The sequence below is a fragment of the Hymenobacter sp. R533113 genome (assembly GCF_056835965.1).
The window spans coordinates 438,684-462,772 of the sequence record NZ_JAKWBD010000014.1; the positions used below are offsets into that span (position 1 = coordinate 438,684).

The following is a 24,089-nucleotide window of genomic DNA, read 5'->3' on the forward strand; positions in this document are numbered from 1 at the left end:
GGAGGTATCTTCTGCTGCGGGCGATTGGACTAGTCCTGGCTTTACTGCTTGCCTTCATTGCTCGTTTTTTACTCGTACAATACCAGGATTATATAGCCTCTAATCCCTACGGACGGGATGACCTGGAGTTATATACTTACTATGCCTTATTTATCCCTCTTATAATTGGGCTTTATACAGTCTTATTTTTCCCTCCAAAACCGTACCGCACTTAGCAAAAAAGCCCCCCAGACGTTCTCTAGGGGGCTTTTTAGTATTTAGTTACACCTACACCCGATCCAGCGTCTTCGCAATCAAGTCATTCATGGTTTGCTCGGCATTCGTGGCAAATTCGCCGGTGGCGCGGTTGGCCACAATCGCATTCAGCGACACTATTTCGTGACCCAGCATGCGGCCTAAAGCGTAATAGCCGGCGGTTTCCATCTCAAAGTTAGTCAGGCGGAACTCGCCTTCGGCGCTTTCGTAGCGGAAGTTTTGAAACTGCTTAATCAGGTCGGGCTGGCGCAGATCGAGGCGGAGCACGCGGCCCTGCGGACCGTAGAAGCCGGGGCAGGTAAGTGTGTTGCCAGTCAGCATGCCGGCCCCGATTTGCTCCCGAATAAGGTCGTGGCCGCGCACGCAATAGGGGCGGTAATCCAGCTGCAACGCCTTTTGAATGCCCGCACCCACTTCCACTTCCAGGCCGGTTTCCACCAGCGGGTAAAACTGCATCAAGGCATCGAGGCCCACGGCGTGCTCGGTTACTAAGTGCGCGCCCAAGGGAATGTCAGGCTGTAAAGCACCACTGGTTCCCACTCGAATAATACGTAGCGTGATGCGCTCTTCTAAGGGTCGGGGCTCGCGGGTTATGAAGTCAATATTAACCAGCGCATCCAGCTCATTGAGCACAATATCAATGTTATCGGTGCCAATTCCGGTAGAAATCACCGCCAGACGCTTGCCCTTATAGTAGCCCACATGGGTCACAAACTCGCGCTTATTTATCTGGGTTTCAATGGAGTCGAAGTGCTGGCTAACAAGCGCCACCCGATCCGGGTCGCCGACGGTAAGGATAGTTTCGGAAATATGATCGGGCAGCAGATTGAGGTGATACACGCTGCCATCACGGTTCAGGATGAGCTCGGAGTCGGGAATAGGCATTGGGGGGCAAATTAGATGGTGGGGCGAAGGCGGCAAATTAGTCATAACCTGTTACGCAATGGCTCAGCCATAGTTTGCGGGCTCCTACGCTACTGGTCGCGATACAACTGATTCCGGGCTTCACTCGTTGAAATTAAGATACATCCACCAATGCCTCGCCCCATGAGCAACACCCAGATTCAGGGAAAAGACTTTTATGATAGTGTCCTGCAGTTCTATGATCAGGCCGCGCAGTTCTCCAAGCTTGACCCTGGCATTCTTGCCCAGATCAAGGCCTGCAATAGCATCTACAAGGTCAATTTTCCGGTTGAGGTCGATGGGCATGTGCAGGTTTTTGAGGGAATTCGGGTGCAGCACAGCCACCACAAGCTGCCCAGTAAAGGCGGTATTCGCTACAGCATGTATGTGGATGAGGAGGAAGTAATGGCCCTGGCCACCCTCATGACCTTCAAATGCGCGCTGGTCGATGTGCCGTTTGGTGGGGCTAAGGGCGGCGTCAAAATCAACCCCCGCACGAGTTCCGTCGAAACATTGGAGCGGGTAACGCGGCGCTACGCCAGCGAGTTGATCAAGAAGAATCTCATCGGGCCCGGCATGGACGTGCCCGCCCCCGACTACGGCACCGGCAGCCGCGAAATGGCCTGGATTGCCGACACGTACCTGGCTTTCAAATTTGGTGACACCAACGCGTTGGGCTGCGTAACCGGTAAGCCCGTGGGCCAGGGAGGTATCCGGGGCCGCACCGAAGCTACTGGTTTGGGCGTATTCTTCGGCTTGCGGGAATTGCTGGCCGATGCTGAGCTACTAAAAAAACTCGGCATTACCAGCGGCATGGCTGGCAAACGGATCATTGTGCAAGGTTTGGGTAATGTGGGCTACTACGCCGCTCACTTCTGCGAACAGGAAGGCGCCATTATCACCGGCATTGCGGAGCGTGAGGGGGGCATTTTTAACCCTGATGGCCTTGATGTATCCGACGTGTTCAAGTACCGCTCCGAAGGCGGAACACTACTTAACTATCCGGGGGCGCAAAACGTGGCTGACGGCAGTGAATTGCTGGAATATGAATGCGACGTGCTGCTCCCCGCCGCGCTGGAAAACCAAATTCACGAAGGCAATGCGGCCCGAATTAAGGCTAAAATTGTTGCCGAAGGTGCCAACGGGCCTACCACTAAAGCCGCCGAAAAGATATTGCTGGAACGGGGCATTATCATCCTGCCCGACCTTTACCTCAATGCCGGGGGCGTTACGGTCTCTTACTTTGAATGGTTGAAGAACCTCTCCAATGTCCGTTTTGGCCGCATGGGCAAACGGGCGGAAGAAGCTTCTCTTGGCCGTTTGGTAACTACCATTGAGCAAACTACCGGCAAAAGCATCAGCGCCCAAGAGCGCAAGCTAATTATTCAGGGTGCCGATGAAACCAGCTTGGTCCGTTCTGGCCTCGAGGACACGATGATCGTGGCGTATCACGAAATCAGGGAGGTAATGCACCAGATCAATGGCATTCAGAACCTGCGTACCGCAGCTTTCTACAGCGCTATTGAGAAAGTAGGCGTAAGCTATCAGGCACTGGGGATTTTCCCGTAAGCGTTGACTTAAGCAAAAGAACGTTATGCTTCGTTGCCTCAGCATAACGTTCTTTTTTATTCCAATCTTTCTACCCTGGAGCGCGATATGAAAGCAAACCCTGCTCAGGGCGATAGTTATTGCTCAGCTTCGGATAAGTGCCAGTACCATCATAAGCGCGCTTATCGGGGTGAGCTTGGCAAGTAGTGGAGCAGGCACCTTCGAGCTGCTGGCCACAATTTTCGCAAAGAGCTAAGTGGGCGTTGCAGTGCGGATTGGCGCAGTTTACGAGCCTGTCGGAAGGCGCGTGGCAATGGTGGCAGTAAGAAATAATGGTAGGATTGACGGTATTCACATCCACGGCCACGCGGTTGTCGAAGACGTAGCATTTGCCTTCAAAATCTTCGCCGCCTTCTTCGATACCATACTTGATAATGCCCCCGTGCAGCTGGTACACATTCTCAAACCCCTGCTCCAGAAGATAAGCACTGGCTTTTTCGCATTTCACGCCGCCAGTGCAGTAAGTAAGGATTTTCTTATCCTTAAACTCCTTTAACCGCTCCACGCGCTCGGGGAAGTCGCGGAAGTTTTCCATATCCAGGGTAACAGCGTTTTTGAAGCGGCCCACGTTGTACTCGTAGTCGGAGCGCACATCTACCACCACCACATCGTCGCAGTCTTTGAGTGCCTTAAATTCCTGGGGTGAGAGGTGTTGGCCGGTGCGCTCGTGGGGCCGCACGTGGCGCAGACTGCTGTGCACGATTTCGGACTTCACACGGACGTGCAGCTTTTGGAAGGTGTGCGTGGGCGCTTCATCTATCTTAAACTCCAGGGCCGCGAAGCGTGGATCAGCCTTTACTAAACGCATGTACTCCTCACAATCAGCAGTCAGCCCCGACACCGTACCATTGAGGCCTTCAGCTGCCACAATAATGCGACCTAACAGCTTCAAACGCAGACACAGCCGATGGTGCTCCTCGCGGAACACCTCCGGATGCTCAATCGGTGCGTAGCAATAGTAAAGCAGAACGCGGTAATCCATCTTTTTGATAGAAGTAAGAGATTAGAAGTGAGAGGCGAAACTCTTTTTGGTGACTATTCACAGCGGAACCAAGTCTCACCTCTCACCTCTATATCCTCATGTCTGATAAAAATTAAACTTTAGCGGCTGGGTTCCCAAATACGGTTTGGTTGGCAGGCACATCCGCTACTACAACAGAGCCAGCGCCGATGCGGGCTTTGGTTCCAATTTTAACGCCTGCCACCACGATAGCGCCCGGTCCAATAAAGGCTTGTTCGGCTACCACAGCCCCAGCATTAACGATGGCGCCCGCGCCCACCTGCACGAAATCGGCTAGCTCCACTTGCACGTCGATTACGGCATTAGCCCCAATCAGGCAGTTATTACCCATTTTACTGTTGCTCGCCACCACGGCTCCGGCCCCAACGAGGTTTCCGTGCCCCAGCCACGCCTGCTCCGAGACGCTGGCGCGAGCATGAATAGCATTCACCGGCACTACTTCATACTCATCGCGGAGCATATTAGTGAGGCTGCGGCGGCTGGCCGTGTCCTCGGTAGCCACGAATACCTCGCACTTTTTACCGAGTAGCTTCAGCAGTTCGCGGTCATCGGTATTGCCCATCACGGGTACGTTGTTCAGCTCGGTATTCTGCAGCTTGGCGTCGTCGTCAAGCAGGCAGTACACGACTACATCGTTGCTTTGAAAGGCATCAAGCGCCGTGGCACCCAGGCTTTGGGCACCTAATATGATTACAGGATTTTCCATGCGAAGCGAAAATGCCCCCCAGGGGCGATTTTTTCTAAACTGCAAAGATACATCCTACCGCGGGCGGGGCCAAGGCACGATAGTCGGTAAATAGGCTTACTGCTCAGCCCTGAAGCGGGGAAGCCAGCGCGCCACATAGTCGTTTTGCAGTAGCAGAAATACCAGATACGGTAGCAAAACTGCCCGGTAGCGGTTTAAGGTGCCGAGGTTAGGCGTGCTTAATCCCAGCAGAGCGGCTAAAGCCAGGCAGTACAGCACCAAAACAACGACCAGTGCGAATGGCAGATAACCGGGATGCCGTCGCGCCAGCGCCACCAAGGCCACTGCTAGCAGCAGCAGCAAAGCCAGATTTTCGAGGCCAGCTACCACGTATAAAAGCTGCTTATTTTCCCCAAGCCAGGGGCGAGTAATCGTATTTAGGATGGCTTTGGGAGCGTAGCTGAGCATGCTCTCCAAGGTTGGCTTTAAGTCGGCGTACTCAATGTGCGGTCGCTTTTGGGAGGCCCTTAGTAGCTGATAGTAATTATTGCTAAGCTGATTGGTGAATTTGTTGACCCGAAGCACCGGGATTACTTCCGCCGCCAACCTAATCCCGCCGACCAGCACTACAAGAATAATAATCAGCTGTACGAATCGATGCCGGGCGCGGGCAAAGAGCTGTTGCAGCAGATGCACTATCACAAGACTGGCCAAGCCTCCCAATAGCAGGCCGGCGAAGAAAAAACGCATTTTGAAGTGCAGCCACGCCAGCAGCAAGGCGCCAGCTATTCCGGCAATTCGTACCGGCTGACCACCATACAGCCAACCCACAACCAAAGCTGTAAGCCAGGCTCCACTCCCTATCAACAGGCTTTCTTTGGTAATTCCCGATGACCAATAAACGACCGACGGCCATGCCAGCCACGCTACTGCCGCCGCCGCCGCCGGTACCCGTGGCAAAGACTTTTCAACTGCCCGTACCAGCTGCCAGCTGCCAACAAAACTAAATAAGCTCAGATAAGCTCCATTGATTATCGTGCTTCCCAACGACGCCAGATTCAGCACTGACAGGAGTTTGATAAGGAAGAAGGTGTTTGAAAAGCCATGAAATAGAAGGTGATGCTTGCCCCTACGAAATTCTTCACCCAACAGGGTGTGCAGCCAGGCGCCGGGGCTTTCCCATAGCTGAGCGGTAAGCAGCTTACTCCAATACTGAAAAAAAGCGGCGTCGCTGGTGAGCAATATACAGGCTACGGTACCCGCCAAAAGCCTCAGCGCTAATGCAGGTAGCAGTACCTTGCTCAGGGCTGAAACGCGGGTTTGCCGCCGCAGCCAGTAGAACAGCGCTAGCACTGCTACCACATTTAGCCCAATGGCGACTAAAATTCTCACCTGGGGGACAAATTATGCTGCAGAATCCGGCTCCCCACGGCACATTGCAGGCAGCGTCGGGGCTGGCAATAGCCGTGGTGCATAGCCAGGAGTCCTTGCGAATCGGCAGCGGTGCGGTGCTCAAAGTGAAGGGCCTCGTAGGGAGCCGTAAGATGATTATGCTCGGCAGGCAACTGCTCCAATAAAGCCACGGCTTGCTCCACCAGCTCAGGCTGGCCCACATGGCGAGCATAAGCCACACGCAAGGGCACTACTACATTGATTATCAGCAAGTGAATACTGCTTCTTCCTAGCGCGGCTACTTTGCCAGGGCTGCCCGGCCGGTAATGCGTTTGCCAATAATCCGAAACTGGTACCCGAAAAAACTGCTCCAACGCTCCCACGCTGGCGGCCGTGAGCAAGGCATCGAACAGGGCCGGACGGGCATGAAGCAGGGCCGCCAACTGAGCAATGCGCACGGTCGGAAAGTTAGCGGGCCGCAGGCGCAGGAAGTTCCAGGCATGAGCGGGCAAGGCCAAGGCATCTAACTTATATTTATGACGCAGAAACTCGTACTCCCGACGCAAGTCGGCCAGGTAAGCATCGTTAGGGGGCAAATCTGAGGCGGTAGGCAAGAGTCCGGCCTGGCCGAAAAGCAACGCTTCCATCTGAAGCGAATCGTGGCGATGACGACGCAGTATGGACAGCGGCAAGGCTTTGGCCAAACGAGCTAAGGGCTCACTGTTTTTCTTAAACCCAAAGGCGGCAGCCAGCGCATGATAAGCCGTGGCCTCCCAATCACCCCCCAGGTGCTTATTCTGAATTTCTAAAACAGTGGCTTTTTGCTCCACTCTTTCCATTAATGCTCGTCCCAGCATCATCATGCGTGTGATGGTGGGCACCAGAGGTAAAAACGGCGCACACGGCACCGATACCGCGTCCAAATTGCCCCCCAAGGCTGCATACGTAGTCAGCAATGCGGGCGTGAGGCGTGGGGCAAGGGTCAGGGAAGGAATAGAGGTGCCGTTAGTACGCTGCACGGCTTGGTCGGCGGCGTACACTACGTGCAAAACCACCTGATCGTATTTGGGGTCCGTTTGGTGCTGGTGGCGCTGCCAGTCGGAAGCCCGCAGATGGATTTCCACGGCCCCATTCCACTCTACTTCACCAATTTGCAAACGAGCATTCAAGAAGTCAGGGCCGGCATCCGTGTTATGTTGGCCCGGACGCAACACGGTCAGCTTTTCGCCCTGATCCGTTAGCAAATCGACCTTATCAAAGTACTGGTGCTGCCACACATAATGGAGTAATTCTTCTTTCATAATTAGAGCAATTTTCAGGTTAGTGTACGTGGTAGCCACAATGGTCAAACCAGTTTTTCGCGTCGGCTTCGGTCACCCATTCGATGGCCGTTTGGATGACCGTCTCCAAGGCGTCGCGGGTGCGGGCCTGGGCCGTGCGGAGCCAGGTTTTGAGCTTGCTGAAGGCGAGCTCAATGGGGTTGAAATCGGGTGAGTACGGCGGCAAATACAACAGGCGGGCCCCGCGGGCTTCGACGCGTTCGGCCAGGCCAGCCACTTTGTGGGCCGGCAGGTTGTCGAGCACGACCACGTCGCCGGGCACGAGCGTGGGGCCGAGCACCTGGTCGAGATAGGCGGCAAACACGTCGCCGTTGAGGGCCCCGCTCACGGTCATGGCCGCTTGCAACCCGTTCGGAGTCAGCGCCGCCACGAGCGTCACGTTCGGTCCGCCGTGCAGGGGCGTGGCTTGCGGGGCGCGCTGCCCGCCTTCGGCGCGGGCGTAGCGGCGGCAGTAGGTCAGGTTGGTGCTGGTTTCGTCCACAAATTTGAAACAGGCAAACTCTTCGGCTTGCACGTCTTCGAGAAAGGCCGCCCGCAAGGCCCTCACGCGCTCGGTATCACGCTCGGCGGCGTGGACGCTCTTTTTTCGCCGCCAGTCCAGCGCCTGCACGGCGCGGCCCATCGTGGCTGGGCTCACACTCGGGCCGCCCAGCGCGGCCACCCACACGCGCAACTCGTCCAGGGTCGCGTCGGGCTGCTGGCGCAAGCAGGCCGCCAACTCGGCGCGGGCTGCCGCGTCCAGCAACGGCGCGGGGCCGCTGCGGTGGGGCAGCGCGGCCACCGACCCACTCGCCCGCTGGCGCTGGCGCAGCTTTTCGACAAACGAGACCGAAACGCAGAACCGGGCGGCGACGGCGGTTTGCGTGGCACCGGGCGCGGCGCACGCCGCCGCCACCCGCTCCCGTAAATCATTCGAATACGCTTTCATATCCAAAAGATACGCCCAAACCCATACATCAACCTAAGAATCGCTCTAAGTAGCAAGTAGAATAGTCTGTAATTAATAGACGAATTTGTTTCTCTATCAACACGCTCTTTTGCTGGGGCGATAACCCTAAATCAACGAACGGTTGGCTAACACTTTTGAGACCAGGAAGATTATAGATAGGTGAGCCAAATACTTTTATAACTGCAGCTTCGCGTAGTGTCGGCGTTATTAAGTCACGATAGAAAGCTGAATTTGGCAGAAACCATTCGCTACGACCATCTACAAACTGAATCTCATAAAAGCCGAATGAATAAATAGCAGGAGCCTTGACACTAACAAAATCCTGTAATACCCGATGTACATGACTTTGGAACAGTCTCTTAGTCATAAAGCCTAACGAGGAAATATTTAGAGTTCCGACTGATTGCAAGCTCAAATAGGATAGAGTGATACCCATTGATAAGAGAATAAGATCCCCTACCGGCGGACTATCTTCCATCCCTAACCATGATAAAATTCTGAGTCCGATTGCTAGGGCGGCTGAGCATACACCCATTATAAAGGCAGTGTATTGGCCTATTGGTATTTGACTAATTGATTCTTTGTTGATAGTTGCAAAATTCTTATTCATTTCTGATAGGTAATAATTCTAGCATGAAGTACAAACCAAACCGGCCCACTTCCACAATATGCAGAAGTGGGCCGGATGTAATAATAGATAAATTACCTAGCGCAGGTCAATCACCTTTACGCCTTTATACTTGTTTTTGTCAAAGTTGAAGGTAGTAGCATCCACCGGCGGGTTAGGTTGGAATTTGCGGATGGTAATGGTCGTGCGGCTGCCATTCTTCTTGAACATCTTCCAGCTTTTCAACGACTTATCGGCCTTGCTCACCGATAGGCGAACTTTGAAAACAGGGTTATTACGGTCATCGGGGGCCAATTCGATGATGTCGACGGCCTCGCCAGCTTCTTTGGCTTCCTGCACATAGGAGTACTTGTAACCTTTTTTATACAACGTATAAATCTGAGCGGGCGAAATCTCGCCTTCTTCAGGCTCATAGTCGGAGATGTTCACCTCGTTCTCGTCCTTCATGTAGGTCCACATGGTCTGGCCGTTATTGATGATCTCCTGACCACTCACCTTCAGCCGAAACTTCTGGCCACTCACGGTAATGTCGCCGGTCATGTTCTCCTTTACCTTGGCCGCGTCATTTTCGAGGGTTTGGGTAAAAGTAGCCTTGAATGCCTTCATTGCCTGATACTTGGCACTCATCTGGTCGAGAATCTTACCAGCTTTGGGGTCCTGCTGCGCGGGAGCGGCGGCAACCAGCGTAACCGATAACGTCAGCAGAGCGAGGAATTTTTTCATTTGAGGGAAGAAGGAATTGCGGTTGCAAAGTGAAGGCTCAGAATCAGAAACTACTTAGACTTTTATGACTCTGTTTCCAGTCTTAAGTGCCTAATTCTAAGTTTTGTTCAGGTTATTCAATAATTGCTCCAAACTGTACTCATCTGGAATTAATACCTCACGGGCTTTGCTGCCCTCAAAAGGTCCTACGACGCCGGCGTGTTCGAGTTGGTCAATGAGGCGGCCGGCGCGGTTATACCCTAGTTTCAGGCGGCGCTGGAGCAGCGATGTGCTGCCCTGCTGGTGCGTTACGATCACGCGGGCAGCTTCCTCAAACATGCTATCGCGGGTGGCGGAGTCAAAGTCTTCGCTGTTACCACCAGTATCACCCTCGGCACCAGCTACTTCGGGCAGCGCGTACGCTTCGGGATAGCCTTGCTGCTCGCCCACAAAGTCGCAGAGGCGGTCTACTTCGGGCGTATCAATGAAGGCGCACTGCACCCGGATCAGGTCGGAGCCCGCCGAAAACAGCATGTCACCTTGTCCTACCAGCTGATCGGCGCCGCCGGTGTCCAGAATGGTGCGGGAGTCGATCTTGGAGGTTACTTTAAAAGAGATGCGGCACGGAAAGTTGGCCTTAATGATACCCGTAATTACGTTCACGGAAGGCCGCTGCGTAGCCACAATGAGGTGAATACCAATGGCACGCGCCAACTGCGCCAGGCGCGCAATGGGCGTTTCTACCTCCTTGCCCGCCGTCATCATCAGGTCGGCCAGCTCATCGATTACGAGCACGATGAAGGGCATGAAGCGGTGGCCTTTCTTAGGGCTGAGTCGGCGCTCCACAAACTTGCGGTTGTACTCCTTCAGGTTGCGGCAGCCAGCATCCTTCAGCAAGTCGTAACGCCGATCCATTTCCATACAGAGGGAGTTGAGCGTGTTCACCACCTTCTTGGTGTCGGTAATAATAGCTTCTTCCGTATCGGGTAGTTTGGCCAGGAAGTGGCGCTCAATTTTGTTGAAGATGCTCAATTCCACCTTTTTAGGATCGACGAGCACAAACTTCAGCTGCGAAGGATGACGCTTATATATTAACGAGGCAAGTATCACGTTCAGGCCCACCGATTTACCCTGACCTGTAGCACCAGCCATGAGCAAGTGAGGCATTTTGGCCAAATCCGCTACAAATACCTCGTTGGTAATCGTGCGGCCAAAGGCAATGGGAAGGTCCATTTCGCTGGTGCGAAACTTCTCGTGGCTCAGCACCGAACGGATGCTCACCATTTCCTTCTTGGTATTCGGCACCTCAATACCGATAGTGCCCTTGCCCGGAATAGGCGCGATGATTCGAATACCTAATGCCGCCAGGCTCAGCGCAATATCATCCTCCAGGCTCTTGATCTTGGAGATACGCACACCCGCATCAGGCACAATCTCATACAGCGTAACCGTAGGCCCAATGGTAGCTTTAATACTGGCGATGTTGATACCGTAATGACCCAGCGTTTCTACAATGCGGTCTTTATTATCCTCCAGTTCCTCCTTGCTCACCTGGGCTTTGGCGGTGCCGTAGTCGTTGAGTAGCTCCAGCGTGGGGTATTGGTAGCGCGAAAGGTCTAGCGTGGGGTCATAATTCTCGGTGCCTTCGGCAAAGAAATCATCGTCGTCGGCCACGGTGATGGCCATGGGGGGCGTTTCGGCGGGAGTAGCCGGAGCTAAGGTTAAAGCTGGGGAGGTAGGTGCAGCCGTGGTACCATCAGCCAGATCAGCCAGAGAGAGCGGAGTAAGCACGCGGCTTGTCACGGGAGCTACTTCGGCATCAACAGGCATTTCAACGGAGAAGCTGGGCCCACTGATGCTCGCAGCCGAAGCGGCCAATGCTGCCGCCCCCGCAGTGCCTAAGCTGGGTGCTACCGATAATGGAAGTGCCGCACCAGCGGGAGGCGTAATGCTGAAAGTTGGGGTAGCTACTGAGCCCGTGGGCGCAGGGCCTTCCTCTTCAAATGCTTCATCTTCGTCCTCCCCTATCATTGAGGTGAACTGGGGGGCAAATTCCTCTTCTATCTCTCCCTTAATGGCTGGCTTTGTGCTGCGCAGCGTCATCTGGGGGACACTTTCTTCCTCTTCCCCATCCAGCGAGGCAGTAGGGTCGGCGCCATGATTGACGCCCAGCCCCCTGCGACCGTACAGATCCTGGCCATCAGCGGCGGAAGCGCGGCCGGCATCAGCTTCGTTTTCAGCGACCGTACCTAAGCTCAGGCTGGTGATGTTGAAGAAGAAAACCACGAAAGAAATCAACAGAAAAGCTAGCAGCAGCACCGTGCCCCAGCCAATGAGGCTATCGAGCCAGGAGGCCACTTCATACCCAATGCCGCCGCTCAGGAAATCGAGGGTGTGGGCCAGGGTTGGGTCGGCATCCGGGGTTTGGAGGGTCAGCACTACATAGCCGAGCAAAGCACTCAGCCACAGCATCGAAAACAGACACAAGGCTATTACGTAGCTCAAAGACACGCCTACCCCAGCCCGTCGAAACACGATTTTATAGCCTAAAAAGAAGACGATAGGAATGACGGCAAACGCAGCCACGCCAAAGCCTTTATAAATGAGCACCTGCGCAGCCATTGCGCCCAGCAGCCCCAGCCAGTTGCCCGACTCCTGCCCTGCTTCCTTGGCGGGTGTAGTTGCCAGGCTGCCTACTACGCTCTGGTCAGCGTGGCCCGTGAACAGGAACGACACGAAGGCAATAGTGAGGTATATAGAGCCCAGCAAAAAGAAAAACCCAAGAAACAACTGGAAGCGACGGTCCCGCAGGAAGCCAAAAATGCCCCCCAGAGAGGGAAGCTTCGGCCATTGGCGCGGTGGCTTCGGTGCCTTGGGCGCCGCCTTGGCCGGCGCAGGTTTGGAGCCGGACTCGGCGCGGCGACTGTTTTCGCGGGGAACCGGAGTGGGCTCAGGCGCGGGCGCCGGGCGCGTGGCGGGCCGGGCGGCCGGACGGGGCTCATTGCCGCGGGCCGGCGGAGTGATGGGTTGTTTATAGGTATTCTTTGCCATGCTTACGCACCGAAAGGCCAGATTTAGAAGTCAGAAAGTGGCAGTGTGGCGTTTCTTGGGAACAATTTATCCCGGCAGTCAACACCTCACGCTTCGTAAAGATACACTTGCCCGCCCGCAGTCCTAACCGAAAATTTGCCCCCCAGGCCGCTCTATCGCTTAAATAACCTGGTTCCAAAACCATTACAGGCCGAAAAAGTCTGCTGTGAATAACAGGAGCGTCCCCTGGGTGAAGCCATAAGAAGCCTTTACCCAGGGGGACGATGCGAAAACCACCTCAGAATCAGTGGCTAGCTGCGTGGGTGAAATTCGGTGATGACCTGCTTTAGATAATCCCGGTCGAGGTGGGTGTAGATTTCGGTGGTGGTGATGCTTTCGTGGCCCAGCATTTCCTGCACGGCGCGCAGGTCGGCACCGCCTTCAATGAGGTGGGTAGCAAAGCTATGCCGGAACGTGTGCGGACTCACGGTTTTGCGAATACCCGCTTTATCGGCGAGGGCTTTGATGATGTTAAAAATCATCACCCGCGACAATTTTGCCCCCCGGCGATTCAAAAACACGATATCCTCGTGGCCGCGCTCAACGTCGAGGTGGCAGCGCACGCTGGTGAGGTAGATGTTGAGGTGCTTAAGGGCGTCGCGACCAATGGGTACGAGGCGTTCCTTGTTGCCTTTGCCCGTCACGCGCACAAAGCCCTGATCAGCGTACAAGTTGGAGAGGCGCAGCTCCGTCAGCTCCGACACGCGCAAGCCGGAGGAATATAGCACTTCCAGGATGGCGCGGTTGCGCGGGCCTTCGTTGGTGCTCATATCCACAGCATCTAGCAATTGTGTTATTTCCTCATAGGCCAGCGTGTCAGGCAGCTTGCGGCCAATCTTGGGGGCTTCCAGCGTATCGGTGGGGTCCAGAAGAATTAAATCTTCCATAATCAGGAAGCTATAGAAGGCCTTAATACCGGATAATGTACGGGCCTGGGAAGTAGCGCCTAAGCCCAATTCGCCCAACCAAGCCAGAAAATCGCGCAGAATACGAGTTGTTACTTGCTCCGGGTTGGCCGACAGGCGCGATATCTCAAGGTACTGCCGCAACTTGCCTACATCCCGCACATATGCCTCCACACTATTGCCAGATAACGATTTTTCGAGTTGTAAATAGCCCTCAAATTGCTTGAGGCTGACGGACCAGTTCAATAGTATAAAAGTTAGAAGCGTGAGGTGTGAGGAAGAATCCAAGAGTCGTGCCGACAAGTGCACTTTTTCAGGGAAACTTTAGGGATGCTGAAGGTCGGGGTACATTCGTAGAAGCAAGTAGTACTTTTTGGCGCGATCTAGAAAACGTTAGTTTTAGCAACGTTCCCCGACCTTTACCTTTTCGCTTCACTCCTACTTCATGAAAATTATCATTATTAACGGCCCCAACCTCAACTTATTGGGTCGGCGCGAACCGGGCATCTACGGCAACCGCTCTTTTGAAGACTTTCTGCCCGATTTGCACGAAGCGTTTCCCGCCATTAAGCTGGAATACTTTCAGTCGAGCCACGAAGGCGAGCTAATTGATAAGCTGCATGAAGTAGGCTTCACATTTCATGGTATTGTGCTTAATGCCGGCGGCTACACGCACACTAGCGTAGCTCTTGCCGATGCCGTGGCCGCCATCAACACGCCCGTAGTGGAAGTACACCTCTCCAACCTGGCGGCCCGCGAAGAATTTCGGCAGAAAAGTTTGCTGGGTAAACATTGCATCGGCACCATCACCGGCTTCAAGCTCGATAGCTACCGGCTGGCGCTGCATTATTTTGAAGGCTTGCGTCCGAAGCGCGTGGGGTTTAAAGTGTAAAGCAAAGCTGGTTGCTGGGGGGCTTTTTTGCGCCTGTAATTAAGCAATAAGGATGAATCAGGCGGTGGCGAACGTTAGTCACCCCAAGAAAGGTGTCGGCCAAACCCTGCTCCTACTACCTTTGTCTTCTCCACCAGCAACCACCAACTGAATGTATACTTTCAATCCTGGACCATCGGCTGTGTATCCGGCCGTGCGCCAATACCTTACCGATGCGTTCGATGAAGGCTGGCTCTCGGCTCCGCACCGCGGCGAACGTTTTACGGGGCTGGTGCGCCAAACCGTCGCCGACTTGCGTGCCAAGCTCAATATTCCGCAGGATTACACTGTTTTCTTTCTCAGCTCGGCCACCGAGTGCTGGGAAGTATTGACGCAAAGCCTGACGCCCACCAAGAGCTTTCACTTGTACAGCGGTGCCTTCGGGGAAAAGTGGCTCGATTATGCCCGCGCCCTCCGCCCTGCCTCTACTGGCCAGGCTTTTGGGCTCGATGAGCTACCGAATGTGCACACGCTTCCCTTCACCGACGACACCGACCTGATTTGCCTTACGCAGAATGAAACCTCCAACGCGACCCAGCTCCGCGATGGTTTTATTCTGAATGTGTTCAACCGCCTCGGCAATGCCTTGCTGGCTATCGATGCTACCTCGTCGCTGGGGGGCATTCAGCTGAAGTATATCAAGGCCGATATCTGGTTTGCTTCGGTGCAGAAGGCGTTCGGTTTGCCCGCTGGTCTGGCTCTTATGGTGCTGTCGCCCCGCGCTGTGGCCCGCTTCCGCCACCTCAATGAGCGTTCCCACTACAACAGCCTGACGGCCCAGTACGAGAAAATGCTCAACTGGCAAACTAACTATACGCCCAATGTACTGGGTATTTACCTGCTTAGCCGCGTGCTTCAGGACCGTGCACCCATCAAGGCCGTACATCAGCACCTCCAGGACCGCGCCACTAAGCTCTACGACTTTTTCGAGAGCGCTACCCAACTCAGCCCGCTGGTTCAAAACCCCGAAACCCGCTCCACCACCGTCATCGGCTTGCAAGGTCCCCCAGCTCTGATTGACGAGGTGAAGCGCAGCGCCCTCGCCCAAGGTATGCAGCTAGGCAATGGCTACGGCACCTGGAAAGCCAGTAGCTTACGTATTGCCAACTTCCCAGCCATCCCTGATGCGGCCTATGAGAAGCTGGTGCAGTTTTTCGCCAAAGACTTCGCTTGAATCAATGGCTGAATGATTGGCTGAATACTAGTTGCCCCCATTCAGCCATTCAGCCCTTCACCCATTGCCCATGTTCTCCTTAAAAGAAATCTTCTCTGTTACGCTTACCCTATTTGCCGTAATCGATATTCTGGGCTCCATCCCCATTATTATCCAGATTCGGCAGCGCGAGGGCAAAGTACACTCTGAAAAAGCCACGCTGGTGGCAGGGGCGCTGATGGTGGTTTTTCTGTTTCTGGGTCAGAGCATTCTGTCTCTGTTTGGCGTTGATTTTCAGTCGTTTGCTTTAGCTGGCGCCATCATTATCTTCCTTATTGGCATGGAGATGATACTGGGCATTGAGTTATTCCGAAACGATCCGCTGGCCGCTTCGGGCTCCATCGTGCCACTGGCCTTCCCGCTCATCGTGGGAGCCGGCACTATGACCACCTTGCTGTCTTTACGGGCGGCTTACTCTTTACCCAACGTACTGGTAGGCATTGTCTTAAATCTGGTATTTGTGTACGCAGTACTCAAAAGCAGCGCCTGGATTGAGCGAAAACTTGGCAAGGCTGGTGAGGATATTTTGCGCCGCGTCTTCGGCGTAATCCTGCTGGCCATTGCCATTAAGCTGTTTAAAGCTAACTTTTAAGTAAGTGGCTATTTATCCAGTTGCTGGCAGCCTACTTGTTCATCATACTTATGAGCGGTTAGGCAGGCTGTAAATTTGGATAGTAAGCTACTCAACCAGTCATAATGATATACCTTTTCACCGACGGGTCCTCCCGCGGAAATCCCGGACCTGGCGGCTACGGAGCCATTCTACGCTTCGGCCCCCACGAGAAGGAACTTACTCAAGGCTTTCGACTCACGACCAACAACCGCATGGAGCTGCTGGCGGTCATTGTTGGCCTGGAAGCCGTTACGCGCCCCGAAATGCCCATTACCGTCGTCACCGACTCCAAATATGTGGTTGATGCCGTAGAAAAGCGCTGGGTATTTGGTTGGGCTATGAAGCCTGATTTTGGCAAAAAAGCCAACGAAGACCTCTGGCGCCGCTTCCTCAAAGTGCACAAGCAACGCACCGTGCAGTTTCGCTGGGTACGCGGCCACAACGGCCACCCTGAAAACGAGCGTTGCGACCGCCTGGCCGTGCATAGCGCTACGCAAGGCAAGCTACTCGTGGATGAAGGCTACGAGCTTATTGAAGCTAAACGGTGAATTCACCTTTGATTGTCTGCTTAGCAATTAAATTATATCATAGAAATATAATCAAGTCAACATTACTGCCATTAGCTACTAGATGCGACTCCCCTACTATTCGTCATTAACCGGTGTAAGAGCTGTTGCGGCGTTTATGGTCTATATCCACCATTATAACCCCGGACAACTCCTATTTGGTAGTCAATTCATGAAAAGCATTTTTCACGAATTTCATGTAGGTGTCACCATTTTTTTCACCCTCAGTGGATTTCTTATCACAGAAAGATATTTCACCGTAAATAGCTTATCATATAAAAACATAAAAACATAAAAACATATATTATTAACCGGTTTGCCAGAATATATCCACTTTACATTATTTTAACACTTCCTGTTTTCATTATCGCTTTTTATAATGCAGGATTTAGCAAGTATTACTTATATGCGCTTACTCTAAATATAATGCTTCTTAAAAGCCTGTCTTCAGAGTACGCATTGACTGGTATTCCGCAGGCTTGGTCGCTGACCGTTGAGGAGTGCTTCTACTTTTTCGCTATATTCTTCTTTACAGCTCTCAACAGCAGAAAGTTAAGCAAACCCCTAGTTTGGACAGCGGCTATCATTCTACTACCTGCTACGGGTTTTTTGCTGGTTAAACTCTTCAATTTTCTTCGCTTCCCTTTATTTGAAGACCTGACCTTTGTAGCGTTCAATACCTTTTTTGGCCGATTTTCTGAATTCTTTATTGGAGCTGCTTTAGCATTATTTCTAAAGAATATTAAAATCAAACACAAGCCACCATTTTTAACATATGGTGGTATTGCACTATTTGCATTTGGCTTACTTATACTGGCAAAAATAAAAGCGGTATATGGAGTTAACTATAGCACAGATCATCCGATTGGCATTGCAGTAAACAATCTGTATCTTCCTTGGTGCATAGTCATTATATTTTGGGGTTTAATGAGAGAGCAAAGTATTATTGCCGATTTTTTATCAACTAAAATATTATCTGTATTAGGTAAAAGTTCCTATGCGTTTTATCTGATTCATATGGGCCTTATTCATGAATTACTGGCTCCTTATTTTAATGAGGAGTCAAAGCTAGGTGCCGTAGCTATTTATTTAGTTTTAGTAGCGCTGTCTATAGTAGTGCATCTCTTCTTTGAGGAGCCTGTAAATAGAAAAATTAAATCAATTACTTCTCGTCACGATTGGCTAACTCCTACTTCCAGTTCAAGCGCTTCCGCATCGACCAAGGTCAGTGCGCAATGAAGGTGTGCACCGATGCCTGTGTGCTCGGGGCGGCTGCCAACCTTTCCGATGCGGCTCGTCTTTTGGATATCGGTACGGGCACCGGACTATTAGCGTTAATGGCTGCCCAACGCAACCCTGATGCCCAGATAGAGGCGGTTGAGATAGACGAAACTGCCGCTGCGCAAGCCGTTGAAAATGTGACGGCTAGTCCCTGGGCGAACCGCATCAAGGTTCACGGAATGAGTTTAAAGCAATTTGCGCAGACCCAACCCGAGCCATTCGATCACATTATTTGCAATCCGCCTTTTTTTCGCCACTCCCTGCGCTCCCCAGATGCGGCGCGCACAACAGCCCGCCATACCGCCGCCGATACGTTATCCTTTGAGGAAATTATAATCTTCGCGGCCCGCTACCTTACCTCTGGCGGACAGCTTACCGTGCTGTTGCCGCCGCCAGAAATGCACCATTTTGAGCAGACTGCGGCCCTGGGGGGCTTTTTTCCAAGTACTCGCCTTACGTTGCACCATCGTTCGGGCAGCCGCGCCACCCGGCATATTACCCGCTTTGGCCGGCAGCAGCAAGCAATGAAGCAGGATAGCTTATATATTTATGGAGCTGCGTCGGAGTATTCGCCGCAGTTTCAGGCGTTGCTGCGCGATTTTTACCTGGCTTTCTAAGCTTCAGGGCAGCAGACGGGCCACTTGAGTCAGCTTATCCCGATAAAAATTATCCAGCAGATCATTTGCTAAGTCCCCAAATTCGGCAACGACGTAGTGACGCTGCACGGTGCCGGCGGCCAGTACGGTTATCTCGTCACAGGTGTCAGTGAGGGTGCCTAACAGATGGGAAGTAAGCAGAATGCCGGTGCCGCGCTGCCGCAGGCGCAGCAGTATCTCCTTGAGCAGCAGATTAGTGCCTAAGTCGAGACCGTTGAATGGTTCGTCGAGGATGAGGTAGCGCAGGTCTTGTACCAATAAAGCCAGCAGCGCCAGCTTCTTCTTCATGCCAGCCGAATATTCTTCGGCGTACTGATCAAGGGGTAATTCCAGGATTTGATTCCAGCCCGCCAAATCCACTAGCGGATGAGCGCGGGCTTGCAGACAAAACTGCACGTACTCGCGGCCGGTGAGCCTGGGATAAAAAACGGCTCGTAGGGCAGCAGTCCGGTGTGCTGGCGCAGAGACAGGCCCGTAGTTTCGCGCACCTGGCCGGTGTAGCTGGTATCCAGGCCGTAGAGGCAGTGCAGCAAAGTCGTTTTGCCGGCCCCGTTGGCCCCCACCAGGCCATGGATGGTGCCGGGGGCCAAATTCAGGTTTATGCCGTTCAACACGACGTGCGAACCGAAAGTGCGGCGCAAGTTCTGTATGTTAATCATGCCACCGATACTGAAGCAGCTGCCGCCGACTTTTCCAGATCAGGCCACCACAAGCGGCAGCCAGCAGCGCTACGTATACCGAATTAACGGCCACCAGCAGGGCCAGATCTATTACGCCGGCCTGCACGGGCTTGGCGTGCGGATAGAAAGCGTATTTGGCCAGCACCACCATTGTCAGCACTACGGTGCCCCAGAGCAGTATCGCCAGCGCCCCGCCCCAGGTAACGGGGCCAGTGCCCAGCAATACGATGAAAGGCAGGCTGGTGAGCAGGTAAAAGCCGAGCGCGAAACCGATTTTACGACGCAGAAACGCGCCGGCCCGCCGCGGATATTGCAGCAGCAGCACGGCATCTTCGGCGGTAAAATAGAAGGAGGAAACCACCAACGTCCACAGCAGCGGCACCAGCGCCGCTACTGTACTGTGCCGCTGCCAAACCGCTACGCCCAGGCCCAGTGACCAGACAAGCCAGGCACCGGTTTTGCGGTAGCCGCTTACCCACTCAAAGGTTTCACTGCGCCAAAGGCTAACTCTTTCCCGCCTCGGTAAAGCCAGTGCTCTATTCGGCGTGTGCGTGATGAGCGGCAACAAGGCCAGCGCCAGGCTCGCTGCCAACCACGCCCCGCGCGCCAGCAGTACGCCAACTATTGGCAGTTGCAGCAGCGCGTACTCGGCCAGCAGCCAGCGCCGAAAATCAGGCGCGGCACCTTGCAAAAACGCCAGATCAGGGCGTTGCCGGTGCAGCGACCAGCACACACCAAAGCTCAAGCCCGCCAGCAGCCACGCCCCGGCCGGCGTTTTTTCGGGTAATCGGAGCGCTTGCCCCAGAACCGCCAGCAGCATAGGTCCCAGCACGAGCAGGCGCAGCCAGCCCAGCTCAGCCACCTGTCGGCCCAGAATTACGAGCCGCAGCCTGAGGTAATTTTTCATTGCCATAACACCGGGTCAGGCCTGGTAAGTAGTCTCTTCTTCCTGGAATACAATTCCATAATCAGCCTCTAATTCAGCTAAAATAGGCTCGTATAAATCAGGGTGCGTGGGAATAACCACGCCACGGTGAGGCACCAAACCACGAGCCAGACGGCGAACTGCCATACCCAGGGGCAAGCCTACCGTCTTGGCCATTGCCGTGTGGGTAGCGTCGTCGCCGGGCACGACCAGCGAGGAAGTACGCCGATACCGCTCACCATTCAGCGTAAACTCGAAAAGGTGCTGCATCACAATCAGATCGTGGTCGCCGGGCTGAAGACGCCATTTTTCGGTTAGCAGGTGCTCAAGCAGTTGGGCCGGGGTAGCATTGGGTAGGCCAACGGCCTTGTGCTTGAACAGCCCGAGCCAGCTGAGCAGGCGCATCTCTTCCCCATCAGGGTTTAAACTCAGATAATCGGCAAACTGAGCGGCCAAATTGCCCCCCACGGCAGCGGAGGGAGGCAGGTAGGCAGCAATAAGCTGCGGCCACGTCCAGTCAGCCGTATTGCCCAGCTGCACGGTGTCGTCGGTGAGGCCGAGGCGCACCAGAGCGTGCCAGGCGGCGCAATAGCCCGGCCGGCGCAAGGTGCCCCGCAAAATAGTTGGAATATCTTCGAGGCCGTAGGGTGCGCGGTAGCTAAGTGAGTCGCGGTTGGCGTAGCCCTCAAACTGGCCGTAGCCGGGCACTTCCAACACCTCTAAGCGACGAAAAAGCTGTTGATACGGAATAAAATGCGGCTGGCCGTTTTCGAGGTATTTGGCAGTGCTTTGCCCAGCCAACACGACGTTGCGCGGGTTCCAGGTAAACTTGTAGCGCCACGGATTGTCACCCTCTGACTTGGGGGTGAGCAGCCCGCCGCAGTATGATTTGAAGGACACTAATTGCCCCCCACGCGCCCGAATGCCCGCTATTGCCTGCATAGCCGACATATGATCGAGGCCGGGGTCGAGGCCACATTCCATCAGCAGTGTCACGCCAACAGCTTGGGCTTCAGCATTAAGAGCGCGGATTTCGTCGGTGACGTAACTGGCGGCGGCCAGGTGGCGGCGGTGGCGCACGCACGCACGGGCAACCACCGGATGAAACGCCGCAGGTAACATGGAAATGACCACATCAGCGCCGGCTATCAGCTCTTCCAGCAGCGCATCATTTTGAATATCAAAGGGTACGGCGCGGGCATACTCGGTGTGTGCCACGAGGATGGACACCAGATGCGCGGGCTGCACATCGGCCACGGTGAGGTGCCAGCCTTCGGTAGGCGCATGGCGCAATAGGTAATTGATCAGAGAAGATGCCGAACGCCCGGCTCCGAGCAGCAGAATATTTTTCAAGAGAAAGGTGCGTAGTGATGCGCAAGTCTACGAACTCTGGCTCGAATCTGTCGTCTGGCAACGGAAGCTTCGTTAGCAGCCAATGACCAACTGTGCCAACGAAGGTACTGACCACCAGGGCGTCAGAACGGATGAAAGGAAGTCCGGGGGGCAAATTTCTTAATGTTTCGATGTAGATACACTTGTAAAAGGATAAATGTCTTACATTCACCGCCCCTTCTCCTACCGGGGCCGCTTGGTTGGTGATGGAACGCTGCCTTTCCTTAGACCTGCCAATGGCTCACCCATTACAACTGACTATTACCGTGGATGTACTGGCTTCCGAAGCGGAGCTCACTCCATCCGAAGCCACCACCTGGCAAGCGGCCCGCGCTGCCACCGACCACGCCTACGCTCCTTATTCCCACTTTCACGTCGGCGCCGCGCTGCTCCTCGACGATGGCTCTGTTTTTCGGGGTTCAAATCAGGAAAACGCGGCCTATCCATCGGGCTTGTGCGCTGAGCGAACAGCCTTATTTGGCCTGGCGGTAAGCCAGCCTGAGCGTCGCATCGTAGGCATGGCGGTGGCTGCCCGGCCGGCCCAGGGCGACTTTATGATGGCCATGCCGTGCGGGGCCTGCCGGCAGGTAATGACCGAGTACGAAAACCGCCAGAACCAGCTGATTCCATTGCTTTTGCCGGGTCCCAATGGTACTATCTACCGCTTCCGCACCCTTTCCGATTTGCTACCGTTTCAGTTTTCGGCCGACAATCTGCCGGGGCAGCCTGCTTAGAAGTTGCAGCATTCTAACTATCAGAGGTGGCTTTAGCTCAGGAGCATCGGCTTACGGTGGCGCGCACGGCGCGGTATTATCAACTGGGTGAGCTAACGGAGCACACCCGGCACATTTGGTTTGTGTGCCACGGCTACGGACAGTTGGCGGCCTATTTTATCCGACATTTTGCCGTGCTTACCGAAGCCGACGATACCGTAATAATAGCGCCTGAAGGTCTCTCCCGCTTTTATTTGCAGGGCAATGGAGGCCGCGTCGGGGCGAGCTGGATGACGCGCGAAGACCGCCTAGCTGAGATTGACGACTATGTGGCGTATTTAAATCAGCTAGCCGAAACGCTGCTGGAAAAATACCCCCCAGACGTATCCATTACCGTGTTGGGCTTCTCGCAGGGCGCAGCTACCGTTAGCCGGTGGCTGGCTCGTGCCATTTTTCGGCCGGATCGGCTCATTTTGTGGGCCGGCGCCTTCCCCGAGGATATAGATTTTGCGGTGGCAACCCACTTATTGCAACGCCTGCCCGTAGTGCTGGTTTGTGGCGACCAGGACGAGTTTATCAAAGAAGCTCACCTACAAAAGCAGCGCGACTTTCTACTTCGATTGGGCGTGGAGCCCACCGTACTGCGCTTTGCGGGCAAGCATGAGCTAAACGCCACCCTACTGCGGCAACTCAAGTAACTGGTTTAGGCAAAACCAAGCTTCATCGGAGCAGCTTGCCAGCAACCACGATCTTAAAAACCAAAAAAGCCCTCAGCGCCTGTTTTCGTCCGCTGGGGGCTTTTTTAGACTTTCTTTGTTAGCAGCCCAAAGCTTATAGGTTTTTCAGCATTGTTGTGGCTGCCCCTTGAGCCGCCGGTAGAAGAAGGACCTCCGCAATGTTTACGTGGGCTGGGCGCGTGACCATAAACTGAATAACGTCGGCTACGTCTTCGGCCCGTAGCGGCTCATAGCCTTTATATACGCTGCTGGCACGGTCTGCGTCTCCTTTAAAGCGAACCGTCGAAAACTCAGTTTCTACTGCCCCCGGATTGACTTCAGCTACGCGAATGTGGTAGGGCAGCAGGTCAAGTCGCATGCCTTTGGAAAGCGCTGCCACGGCCGCCTTGGAGGCACAGTATACATTGCCATTGGCATAGGTTTCGTGGCCCGCAATCGAGCCGATATTGATAATGTGGCCTTGCTTACGCCCTACCATGCTGGGCAAAATAGCCTGACTCACGTTGAGCAGCCCCTTCACGTTGCTGTCCAGCATCTGGTCCCAATCTTCGGGGTCGCCATCCTGAATGGGCGCCAAGCCATGAGCGCCACCAGCATTATTGATGAGCACATCAATCTGCTGAAAATCAGGAGGCAAACTAGCCACGGCAGCATCGGTGGCTGCCCGGTCGCGCACATCAAAGAGCAGCATGTGCACGGGCGTGGGCGCCAACTGCTGGGCCAGTTGTTCCAGTCGCTCCCGCCGACGTCCCGTCACGACGAGCTGGAACCCCACTTGCGCCAGCGCTACGGCCGTCGCCCGACCAATCCCTGAAGAAGCACCCGTGATAAAAGCAGTTTTCATGTTAGGCTGTACAATTATGAAAATTCTAGACAAGAAAAAAGCCCCCCAGGGCACGAAAAC

22 protein-coding genes and 1 pseudogene are annotated in these 24,089 nt (G+C 54.1%); 9 read left to right on the forward strand and 14 right to left on the reverse strand.

Annotated elements, in window-relative coordinates; translation table 11 throughout:
- Positions 1–267: 267 nt before the first annotated feature.
- A complete protein-coding gene (locus MKZ35_RS20915; protein ID WP_482515163.1) occupies positions 268–1,140 on the reverse strand; it encodes a nucleoside phosphorylase in 873 nt (290 codons plus the stop codon).
- A gap of 162 nt (positions 1,141–1,302) precedes the next feature.
- Here MKZ35_RS20915 and MKZ35_RS20920 point away from each other — a divergent pair, with 162 nt between their 5' ends.
- The gene (locus MKZ35_RS20920; protein ID WP_482515164.1) at positions 1,303–2,727 is read left to right on the forward strand and encodes a Glu/Leu/Phe/Val family dehydrogenase; all 1,425 of its coding nucleotides are present in this window, start codon (positions 1,303–1,305) and stop codon (positions 2,725–2,727) included.
- A 70-nt stretch (positions 2,728–2,797) separates the two neighbouring features.
- Here MKZ35_RS20920 and trhO read toward each other — a convergent pair whose 3' ends face one another.
- The 9 genes from trhO to xerD form a co-directional block, all read right to left on the reverse strand.
- Entirely contained in the window at positions 2,798–3,748 is a 951-nt protein-coding gene (gene trhO, locus MKZ35_RS20925) for an oxygen-dependent tRNA uridine(34) hydroxylase TrhO (protein WP_482515165.1), read from the reverse strand.
- A 112-nt stretch (positions 3,749–3,860) separates the two neighbouring features.
- Positions 3,861–4,493, reverse strand: coding sequence for a NeuD/PglB/VioB family sugar acetyltransferase (locus tag MKZ35_RS20930; protein ID WP_482515166.1), 633 nt, complete (start codon positions 4,491–4,493; stop codon positions 3,861–3,863).
- Between the two features lie 96 nt (positions 4,494–4,589).
- Entirely contained in the window at positions 4,590–5,864 is a 1,275-nt protein-coding gene (locus MKZ35_RS20935; RefSeq protein ID WP_482515167.1) for a hypothetical protein, read from the reverse strand.
- Positions 5,861–7,165, reverse strand: coding sequence for a DUF2851 family protein (locus MKZ35_RS20940; protein ID WP_482515168.1), 1,305 nt, complete (start codon positions 7,163–7,165; stop codon positions 5,861–5,863). Before MKZ35_RS20940 ends, MKZ35_RS20935 begins: the two co-directional genes overlap by 4 nt.
- Positions 7,166–7,184: 19 nt before the next feature.
- Complete coding sequence (locus MKZ35_RS20945; protein ID WP_482512977.1) at positions 7,185–8,132, reverse strand: IS630 family transposase; 948 nt, start codon at positions 8,130–8,132, stop codon at positions 7,185–7,187.
- Positions 8,133–8,160: 28 nt separating this feature from the next.
- Positions 8,161–8,763, reverse strand: coding sequence for a hypothetical protein (locus MKZ35_RS20950; RefSeq protein WP_482515169.1), 603 nt, complete (start codon positions 8,761–8,763; stop codon positions 8,161–8,163).
- Positions 8,764–8,859: 96 nt separating this feature from the next.
- Complete coding sequence (gene lolA1 / locus MKZ35_RS20955) at positions 8,860–9,504, reverse strand: outer membrane lipoprotein periplasmic chaperone LolA1 (RefSeq protein WP_482515170.1); 645 nt, start codon at positions 9,502–9,504, stop codon at positions 8,860–8,862.
- Between the two features lie 96 nt (positions 9,505–9,600).
- The gene (locus MKZ35_RS20960; protein WP_482515171.1) at positions 9,601–12,534 is read right to left on the reverse strand and encodes an FtsK/SpoIIIE family DNA translocase; all 2,934 of its coding nucleotides are present in this window, start codon (positions 12,532–12,534) and stop codon (positions 9,601–9,603) included.
- A gap of 290 nt (positions 12,535–12,824) precedes the next feature.
- Positions 12,825–13,724, reverse strand: a complete 900-nt coding sequence (gene xerD, locus MKZ35_RS20965) for a site-specific tyrosine recombinase XerD (protein WP_482515172.1) — start codon at positions 13,722–13,724, stop codon at positions 12,825–12,827.
- Between the two features lie 199 nt (positions 13,725–13,923).
- Here xerD and aroQ point away from each other — a divergent pair, with 199 nt between their 5' ends.
- From aroQ to MKZ35_RS20995, 6 genes are all read left to right on the forward strand, one after another.
- Complete coding sequence (gene aroQ / locus MKZ35_RS20970; protein ID WP_482515173.1) at positions 13,924–14,370, forward strand: type II 3-dehydroquinate dehydratase; 447 nt, start codon at positions 13,924–13,926, stop codon at positions 14,368–14,370.
- Positions 14,371–14,521: 151 nt separating this feature from the next.
- Positions 14,522–15,583 carry an aminotransferase class V-fold PLP-dependent enzyme gene (locus MKZ35_RS20975; RefSeq protein WP_482515174.1) on the forward strand — a complete coding sequence of 354 codons (1,062 nt, stop codon included), beginning with the start codon at positions 14,522–14,524 and terminating at the stop codon, positions 15,581–15,583.
- Positions 15,584–15,653: 70 nt separating this feature from the next.
- A complete protein-coding gene (locus MKZ35_RS20980) occupies positions 15,654–16,214 on the forward strand; it encodes a MarC family protein (RefSeq protein WP_084447645.1) in 561 nt (186 codons plus the stop codon).
- A 104-nt stretch (positions 16,215–16,318) separates the two neighbouring features.
- Entirely contained in the window at positions 16,319–16,783 is a 465-nt protein-coding gene (gene rnhA, locus MKZ35_RS20985; RefSeq protein ID WP_482515175.1) for a ribonuclease HI, read from the forward strand.
- A gap of 309 nt (positions 16,784–17,092) precedes the next feature.
- Entirely contained in the window at positions 17,093–18,040 is a 948-nt protein-coding gene (locus MKZ35_RS20990) for an acyltransferase family protein (RefSeq protein ID WP_482515228.1), read from the forward strand.
- Complete coding sequence (locus MKZ35_RS20995; protein ID WP_482515176.1) at positions 17,980–18,699, forward strand: tRNA1(Val) (adenine(37)-N6)-methyltransferase; 720 nt, start codon at positions 17,980–17,982, stop codon at positions 18,697–18,699. The genes MKZ35_RS20990 and MKZ35_RS20995 overlap by 61 nt, the downstream gene beginning before the upstream one ends.
- A 3-nt stretch (positions 18,700–18,702) precedes the next feature.
- Here MKZ35_RS20995 and MKZ35_RS21000 read toward each other — a convergent pair.
- The 3 genes and pseudogenes from MKZ35_RS21000 to MKZ35_RS21010 all read right to left on the reverse strand — a co-directional run bounded on the left by MKZ35_RS21000 (position 18,703) and on the right by MKZ35_RS21010 (position 21,696).
- Positions 18,703–19,397: pseudogene (locus MKZ35_RS21000) on the reverse strand (ATP-binding cassette domain-containing protein).
- On the reverse strand, positions 19,390–20,325 hold the full coding sequence (locus tag MKZ35_RS21005) for a hypothetical protein (protein ID WP_482515177.1): 936 nt from the start codon (positions 20,323–20,325) through the stop codon (positions 19,390–19,392). The pseudogene MKZ35_RS21000 and the gene MKZ35_RS21005 overlap by 8 nt, the downstream one beginning before the upstream one ends.
- A 15-nt stretch (positions 20,326–20,340) precedes the next feature.
- Complete coding sequence (locus MKZ35_RS21010; protein WP_482515178.1) at positions 20,341–21,696, reverse strand: saccharopine dehydrogenase family protein; 1,356 nt, start codon at positions 21,694–21,696, stop codon at positions 20,341–20,343.
- A gap of 275 nt (positions 21,697–21,971) precedes the next feature.
- Here MKZ35_RS21010 and cdd point away from each other — a divergent pair, with 275 nt between their 5' ends.
- Together cdd and MKZ35_RS21020 are read left to right on the forward strand one after the other, a co-directional pair.
- Positions 21,972–22,469, forward strand: a complete 498-nt coding sequence (cdd, locus tag MKZ35_RS21015) for a cytidine deaminase (RefSeq protein ID WP_482515179.1) — start codon at positions 21,972–21,974, stop codon at positions 22,467–22,469.
- A gap of 26 nt (positions 22,470–22,495) precedes the next feature.
- Entirely contained in the window at positions 22,496–23,146 is a 651-nt protein-coding gene (locus MKZ35_RS21020; RefSeq protein WP_482515180.1) for an alpha/beta hydrolase, read from the forward strand.
- 133 nt (positions 23,147–23,279) lie between these two features.
- On the opposite strand, the gene MKZ35_RS21025 is transcribed toward MKZ35_RS21020, so the two are convergent.
- Positions 23,280–24,029, reverse strand: coding sequence for an SDR family NAD(P)-dependent oxidoreductase (locus tag MKZ35_RS21025; protein ID WP_482515181.1), 750 nt, complete (start codon positions 24,027–24,029; stop codon positions 23,280–23,282).
- Positions 24,030–24,089: the final 60 nt, after the last annotated feature.